Below are 5,890 nucleotides of genomic sequence, written 5' to 3'. Positions count from 1 at the left end.
CTAGACAAAATGACACCAAATGAGTTTTACTATGATCAGCTACCCCAACAAAACAAGGTGGCTTAACTAGAGCGGAATATCACTTATAAATACGCTTTTAGTTGTTCAAACAAGTGGAACCACCTCTGTTTGTAATGATATTTTATAAAATTCAATATTAGATCTGCAGAGAAAAACTTATCAAACTAAGTATTGGCTAGTCTTTTTCTTCGAAAAACTTATCAAACGAAGTATTAAGTTAATCTTTTTCTTCAACTTCTTCCTTAAACTCAAACAAATCATTCATCGTACAGTTAAAGTACTTACACAACTTATCGGCGACTGGTAATTCAATACGTACAGCACGGTCATAATACATACTTGTGAGCGTGTTGCGATTGATACCTGTTGCATGCACCACTTCACTTAATTTTAAAATTTTTCTATCGCCCATGAGGCTAGATAACTTACAAGTAATCATATTTAAATTAATTTACAAAAAATAACTTGCTGTGGGTTATTTGAAGTTGTTGACTGAGTAATACTTTGCTAAAATTAACCTACAGCAGGTTATTACAACTTATAGAAAGTATATTTTATCCATTTCAACTAAATTATAACTTTTTAAATATAAGGATTGAACCTGCATTAGATTATTTTGTGGAGATGACCGCCGTGTTACCAAATGAGTTATTGATCAGCCAGCAAGCTCGTGACTTAGGAAATCAATTAATTAAAGAAATGAACATCAATAGAAGTTATGGAATGGCTAATTTTCTTGGAGTAAATACTTGCTATGATAATCATCAGGCTGTACTTATTTGGACATTTCAACTGCTTGAAAGGGAACCTGCCTTAAATGAATTAGCAGAAATTAAAAAATATTTTCTTTTAATCTTTCCAGATAGTGTTTATCAATTAGCCTAAGTTGTTTTTAAAATTAATTTATTAAATAAAAAGCACTAAATCAAAGAAAGCTTTATTTAAAAATACCTATTAATTCAAAAACATACCATTTACTGAATATATGAAGCATAGGTTCCTGCTCTATCACTCACTCGTACTAAAATTACATCGCTCTTTTTACTGATACTAAACAATTTATGTCCACGCCACGTTCTGCGGCTTCGAGGGCTAGTTTTTGTTGAACCACTGAGAACAAGGACAACAAACTGCCTACTATATTTTCCCGGAGAGTGGTGTAGGAACTTTTTCATTATTGCTAATCATATCAGCGACAACATCAGCAACGAGCTCCTCTATTCCTGAGAATGCTTTAGACTGATCCGCATCAAGCCAAGACAATGATGGAAACTCAGCACATCATTCGTTTAAGACCTATTTTAATGACGGCACTGGTCGCAAGTTTAGGTTTTATTCCAATGGCGTTAAACACTGGAATTGGTGCAGAAGTACAACGACCACTAGCAACAGTTGTTATCGGCGGTATTGTATCTTCTACAATTTTAACTTTGTTTGTATTGCCTATTTTATATCAATGGGCGCATGGCTCTGAGAGTAGCAAACAGCAATCCGACGAAATTTAAAATCAAAAAAAGCAGCTTAATTACTAGGTTATGCCTAATTAAGCTGCTTTTAATATTGTATGCCCAACATTTTATTGATAAAGCTTACTGCGCTTCATCCCGACAATTTTCATTTAAAAACTCAAACTCTATCGTTGTATGCGATAAATGATAGGAAGATAATTTAGCTGCAACTTCTTGTTTAAGCCTAATTAATTCTTTAACGTCAAAGTTGTCACTCAGCTCAAGGTGCGCTGTTAAAACGTGACTTTCACCATCTAGTGACCAAAAGTGCATGTGGTGGATACCATTAACTTCAGGAAATTCCATTAGTGATAGTTTAATACGCTTTTGAGTCTCTTTATCGGGTGCAGCTTGAAGAAATAAAACGAGTGTTGATTTCAGGTTTTTGAAAACATTAAACAAGATGAACAGCGTGAACCCTATTGATAAAAGGGGATCTAATATCGGCAGTTCAGCGAACAACAGTACGATAGAGACTATAAGAACGGCAACCCATCCAAGTACATCTTCAAGAAGGTGCCATGTCAGCACTTTCTCATTTAATGTTTCACCCGCTTTTAATTTTAATACAGCATATCCGTTAACGGCAACGCCGAGTATCGCTAGCCCTAACATCCCCTCGACTACAGGCATTTCAGGATTGGACAGCTTTGGAATTGCTTCAAATAAAATCCAAATTGAGCCAATGATTAAAACAATACTGTTTATCAATGCGCCAAAGAGAGTAAGTCTACGATAACCATAACTAAACTTATCTGATGCTTCTTTATCTGAAAAACGACTTAAAATCCACGCAAAACCTATTGAAAGACTATCACCAAGATCGTGAACTGCATCTGCCATTATCGCCGTACTGTTAGTGAGCCAACCACCTATAAATTCGATAATAGTGAATGTCACATTAAGGAAAAATGCCCAACCAATACGGTCATCTTTACCATGTTGATGACTATGATTATGGTTGTGCATTTTGTACCTCTAGTACTTTTCTATTTCTTAGTTTTGATACATTCATATTAATCAAGTGACGTATCAAGCGTTGATATATCCAGCGTTTGAACCCCGACAAGTTAGTCCCTTTTTCGAGATAGAACTCATCAGGGGAATCATAAAGCCCAAAGTCATCATGAATACCTTCTTTTTGAATATAGGTATTTTCTCCACGCCAATCTGTATCTGGTGATGAAAAGCACTTTGTTGCAACACCATAACCACAAAAATCATCTTTTACTTGGTCAAATTTCTCCTGTAGAGAGCTTAAGTATTGCTCATCCAATATAAAGCCCTCTAAGTTTATCCAACGCCCTTCAAAGTAAACTTCTACCCAACTATGAATGATGTATTTAGGTGCTAACCAAAATACATAGCTTGGGATAGCACCTTTTTGTAGTTGCTGGTCTATGGTAAACCCATGAAATCGGCATTGAATGCCTAGTCCACGCAATAGTGCCATTAACAGATTACCCTTAGTATTACATTGTCCATAACCATCTGCTAGCACATCGCTTGCTGCAATATCATCGCTTTCATTATAACCAAAGAAAATCTCATCTTTTACAAACTGATAAGCGGCACCAATTTTGTTGAAGTTATCCAAGTTTTTCCACCTACGTTGATCGATCAAGGATTGGATATCTTTGTGTTCAAAATTAACGATATTCGTATTGTTTAAATATTTCTCAGTCATTTTTTATATATCCTTTTCGTTGCATACTTATACTATAGACTCTATAGTAACTATAGAGTCAAATGTCTGGGGGAAATTGATGAAAATAGGCGAATTGTCAAAAAAATCGGGCTGTTCAATACAAACGATTAGATATTATGAAAGAGAAGGATTACTGTTAAATCCAAATCGTTCAGAAGGTAATTTCAGGCTGTATGATAGCAAAGCACTTAAACAATTGGAATTCGTAAAGCATTGTCGCAGCCTAGATATATCACTCAATGATATTAAACGTCTTATCGAATTAAAAAATAAGCCAGAAGAAAGCTGCTCTAGCGTTAATGCATTAATTGATCAGCAACTTGCACTAGTGAATAAACGCATGAAAGAATTAAGGGCGCTTAAAGCTGAATTACAACAAATGGCTAGTGCTTGTGGTTCGAACAACCCAACATACTCATTATATTCTGCTGACCATGTAACACGGCAAGTATATTGTTTACTATCCATTTGAAACCCCATAATGTTTTAAGTCTATGTATAAAAGTACGATTTTCACTTAGCAGTACTTAAATAATCACCCCACCACTGCATCATTTCAGTCCGCTGGGCTAAATAGTCAGCGTGATTATAGCTGGCACGGGTACGGTTCTTATCAATATGTGAAAGTTGTGCCTCAATCCAGTTATCCTGGAACAAACCTGAGTCATTCAAAATGGTACTAAAAGTGGAACGTAGTCCATGAGAGGATAATTGATGTTTTCCATAGCCCATCTTACGTATAGCCATATTTAATGTATTAAAATGAATCGGTTGATTATGTTTCCGTGGGCTAGCAAAAATGTACTTTTCACCGTATGACCATTGCATGACGTCTTTTAAAATATCTAAAGCCTGATCTGAAAGTGGAACTAAGAAGTCGGGAATCTCATGGCCTAATATGACTTTTCGTCGAAACTGTTTAATATGCAAGGCAGGTATTTTCCAGACTTTTTCATTTAAATCAAAATGATGAGGCTCAGCCAATAACAATTCAGCCCCTCGCACGCCAGTATGTAATTTGAACAGCAGTGCTTTTTTAATAATCGGATGGGCATCCAATTTTTGTAATTTATACTTAAAATCAGATATATCCTCCGCTTTCAAATACGGATAATTTTTCTTGATTTTACTGTTAATGGCGATTTTATTTAAACCATGCGCGATGTTGAATTCACAATAACCCATCGCTACAGCGTAGTCATAAATTTGGTTCAAATAACTACAAGCTTTCTTGACAGGTTCTTTTACTTGGCGTCCCTCTATTTTTTTGATTACTGAAACCAGGTCATAACGCTTGATGTTTTGAAAAGGTAGATCCTGAAGGTCTGGATAAATATCTTGCTGTAAGCATCTTTCTGCTAACTGTAGTACACCACAGCGGGGTAGATCGTTGAAGGCATTTTTCAGTTTGAACTGTAACCACTCCTCCCCGACCTTACCAAAGGTGATGACATTAGAGGCAGTATCTTGTTCAAAACAGAAATCATTGTCTTTAAAGTCATCTCTGACTTGTCGTGCCTTTTTCAGCGATAAATCAGGATAACGACCTAACTGAATGCGTCGACGTTTTTTAGTTTGTGGATCTGTATAGCGATAGCACCAAGATTTTCTTCCACTCGGCTCAATCTTCAGGCTAAGCCCATCTTCATCGGATAAAAAACTGGTTTTTTCCTTACAATGAGCTTGGCGAACTTTAATTTCAGTAAGACTCATGGAATTTAAATGAAACCTAACAATGGGTTGATTGGATCAATTATATCAAAATAGAACGCTTTATGTATGATGCGTACACTACGCATCATATATATTTGTAATATATTGTTTTATATATTTAATATTTTAAGTATTTGTATTTTAGTAACCATTATAAGTACCACCTCTTCTTTAAGTTCCCAACAACTCACTTTTTCTGTCATCAATGTTAAATAAGTCTTGTGCTTTAAATTCTTAGATGACCTCCTCTACCCTTTATTATCATTTTTATAAAAGTAACTATATGTACTCATTAAAATTTGTAGAGCTCAAAAACAAAAAAGACCGCTATATAGCAGTCTTTTAACTTAATTAAATAATAATTAATTCATTTTCATCATAAGTGCATAAGCATCACGTTTGTTTTGACGCAATGATTCTATCTCGGACTTCGTCAGCTGTTTTACGAGAGTAATTAACTATAACTAAAAATATAGACAAATATTTGCATAAGTTCTCATTTTGTCTATGTCGATTCAGTAGTGGCAAGGTGGGTATTTATTAGAGATTTAAATGATTATCTTTTGTATTTTAGGTGAGTGTCTTGGTATATTAGCATCCATATCTATTGATTATCCAATCCCTTAACCTAGGCATGACTTTGTGAAATTAACACGCATCCACCATTGTAAAAACTTGAATGTGCAAAAGTACAAACAGCTTGAGAAACAAGCTGTTTTACTTGATCGTATTCGTAGCGAGGTGTGGGCTAAATATGGTGCTATTTCAGGTTTGAATATCAGTGACAGAGCTATTCGTGATGCGTGGATGAAAAGAGATGGATCCGGAAATTTGAACAACTCCTATAAGTGATACTCTGCTCCTCAAATGATGTTATAAACATCAATATATGGAGTATTTTATGGCACGTAGACCAAGAAGAAATCATTCAAACGACTTT

Annotated in this window: 7 protein-coding genes and 2 pseudogenes; 4 read left to right on the top strand and 5 right to left on the bottom strand. The window is 35.2% G+C overall.

Annotated features, from left to right (window positions below):
• Window positions 1-238 precede the first annotated feature (238 nt).
• On the bottom strand, window positions 239-460 hold the full coding sequence (locus tag FTU62_RS17075; RefSeq protein ID WP_004658364.1) for a helix-turn-helix transcriptional regulator: 222 nt from the start codon (window positions 458-460) through the stop codon (window positions 239-241).
• 194 nt (window positions 461-654) lie between these two features.
• Here FTU62_RS17075 and FTU62_RS17070 point away from each other — a divergent pair, with 194 nt between their 5' ends.
• On the top strand, window positions 655-906 hold the full coding sequence (locus tag FTU62_RS17070; RefSeq protein ID WP_004658363.1) for a hypothetical protein: 252 nt from the start codon (window positions 655-657) through the stop codon (window positions 904-906).
• 252 nt (window positions 907-1,158) lie between these two features.
• On the opposite strand, the pseudogene FTU62_RS17065 reads toward FTU62_RS17070, so the two are convergent.
• Window positions 1,159-1,302 (bottom strand): annotated as a pseudogene (locus tag FTU62_RS17065) (antitoxin HicB); the annotation flags it as partial.
• On the opposite strand from FTU62_RS17065, the pseudogene FTU62_RS17060 reads away from it, so the two are divergent.
• Window positions 1,302-1,526: pseudogene (locus tag FTU62_RS17060) on the top strand (efflux RND transporter permease subunit); the annotation flags it as partial. The pseudogenes FTU62_RS17065 and FTU62_RS17060 sit on opposite strands and share 1 nt — an antisense overlap.
• A gap of 84 nt (window positions 1,527-1,610) precedes the next feature.
• Here FTU62_RS17060 and FTU62_RS17055 read toward each other — a convergent pair.
• Window positions 1,611-2,498, bottom strand: coding sequence for a cation diffusion facilitator family transporter (locus tag FTU62_RS17055; protein WP_127800877.1), 888 nt, complete (start codon window positions 2,496-2,498; stop codon window positions 1,611-1,613).
• Window positions 2,485-3,216 (bottom strand): transglutaminase family protein, encoded by a 732-nt coding sequence (locus tag FTU62_RS17050; RefSeq protein WP_005245162.1) that lies wholly within the window; start codon window positions 3,214-3,216, stop codon window positions 2,485-2,487. Before FTU62_RS17050 ends, FTU62_RS17055 begins: the two co-directional genes overlap by 14 nt.
• Window positions 3,217-3,295: 79 nt before the next feature.
• Here FTU62_RS17050 and FTU62_RS17045 point away from each other — a divergent pair, with 79 nt between their 5' ends.
• On the top strand, window positions 3,296-3,709 hold the full coding sequence (locus FTU62_RS17045; RefSeq protein ID WP_005245163.1) for a Cd(II)/Pb(II)-responsive transcriptional regulator: 414 nt from the start codon (window positions 3,296-3,298) through the stop codon (window positions 3,707-3,709).
• 41 nt (window positions 3,710-3,750) lie between these two features.
• Here FTU62_RS17045 and FTU62_RS17040 read toward each other — a convergent pair whose 3' ends face one another.
• On the bottom strand, window positions 3,751-4,950 hold the full coding sequence (locus tag FTU62_RS17040; RefSeq protein ID WP_005245164.1) for an integrase arm-type DNA-binding domain-containing protein: 1,200 nt from the start codon (window positions 4,948-4,950) through the stop codon (window positions 3,751-3,753).
• 642 nt (window positions 4,951-5,592) lie between these two features.
• Here FTU62_RS17040 and FTU62_RS17035 point away from each other — a divergent pair.
• A complete protein-coding gene (locus FTU62_RS17035; RefSeq protein WP_257223258.1) occupies window positions 5,593-5,802 on the top strand; it encodes a hypothetical protein in 210 nt (69 codons plus the stop codon).
• Window positions 5,803-5,890 lie beyond the last annotated feature (88 nt).

This window comes from Acinetobacter sp. YH12126 (genome assembly GCF_013418745.1).
GTDB lineage: Bacteria > Pseudomonadota > Gammaproteobacteria > Pseudomonadales > Moraxellaceae > Acinetobacter > Acinetobacter amyesii.
This window is presented reverse-complemented; position numbering and strand designations above follow the sequence as displayed.